This is a genomic window from Acinetobacter uliginosus (assembly GCF_044130295.1).
Classification (GTDB): domain Bacteria; phylum Pseudomonadota; class Gammaproteobacteria; order Pseudomonadales; family Moraxellaceae; genus Acinetobacter.
Map to the genome: position 1 here is coordinate 1 of NZ_JBIQOC010000080.1, position 940 is coordinate 940.

Consider the following 940-nt stretch of genomic DNA (forward strand, 5'->3'; position numbering starts at 1 on the left):
ACGTTTATTACAGAACAGGTAAGCACAATGCGGTTTGATTGAGCCAAAGGCTTTCATAATCTGCGCCATGGCCGTATCCATACCCGCACGCATGTCCATGGGCTGGGTAGACAACCAGATTTCATCGATACGGATCATTTGATCAAGCCCTGAAGTAAAAGCAGTAATTCAGTTGCAGACTCCACCGGCCATTCGATTTCGATCATCTGATCCCTTACGGAACCTTGTTCCTTATGCAATGGAATCCTGATATGAGCGACAGCATTCTTCTCCGGCACAGGTGGTGGAGGTGTTTCTTGTTTAGTTGCGTCAGGTGGCAGAGGTGCTTCTTGTCTGACTGGCGTCGGGTGAAGAATGACGGGAAGAAAGTCGGTCTGTGGACTGGGTGGGCTTTTTAATGCAGGGACCATTGATCTGGACTGGCGAATCCATTTATGTAGCAGATTGGCATTGATCTGATGTTGCATCGCCACCTTGGCCACCGATGTGTCTGGCTGCAGGCAAAGCTCGACCAGGTGCTGTTTAAAATCAGTTGCGAAGATTCTGCGGGTTCTTTCTGTCGTTTGTTCAGTGTCTATAAAAGTGTCTAAGGCCATAAACATAATGTCCATTTAATAAATAATGGACACTATCGGGATATTGAGAAAATAAGAAAAGTGGGGTTCAGCGGACGCTTACGTTAATCTAACCCAAACTCAACTTGCAGCTATTCTAGGGGTATCTCAGCCAACAATAAGTCGGTTAAAAACCCAACTTAAATTAGACCCAGCTTCAAAGCAAGGTGAATTAGCATTATTACTTATCAAACTGTATACAGCTTTATATTATTTAAACGGTAAGCGTCCGCTGAATCCCATGCCTATTTTTTAATTTTGGTCGGATTTCCAGCGGTGTGGCAGTAATTCTTCAATCTGGGTCACTTTATGCGTCGGCAGCCTTT

Annotated in this window: 2 protein-coding genes and 1 pseudogene; 1 reads left to right on the forward strand and 2 read right to left on the reverse strand. The window is 44.8% G+C overall.

Features of this window, described 5'->3' with window-relative positions:
• Together tnpB and tnpA are read right to left on the reverse strand one after the other, a co-directional pair.
• Window positions 1-138 (reverse strand): IS66 family insertion sequence element accessory protein TnpB (tnpB, locus tag ACE01T_RS13875; protein WP_395519483.1); only part of this gene is annotated, 138 nt, incomplete at its 3' end.
• The gene (gene tnpA / locus ACE01T_RS13880; protein ID WP_395519482.1) at window positions 135-596 is read right to left on the reverse strand and encodes an IS66-like element accessory protein TnpA; all 462 of its coding nucleotides are present in this window, start codon (window positions 594-596) and stop codon (window positions 135-137) included. The genes tnpB and tnpA, both read right to left, overlap by 4 nt.
• 88 nt (window positions 597-684) lie before the next feature.
• On the opposite strand from tnpA, the pseudogene ACE01T_RS13885 reads away from it, so the two are divergent.
• Window positions 685-870: pseudogene (locus tag ACE01T_RS13885) on the forward strand (antitoxin Xre-like helix-turn-helix domain-containing protein); the annotation flags it as partial.
• Window positions 871-940 lie beyond the last annotated feature (70 nt).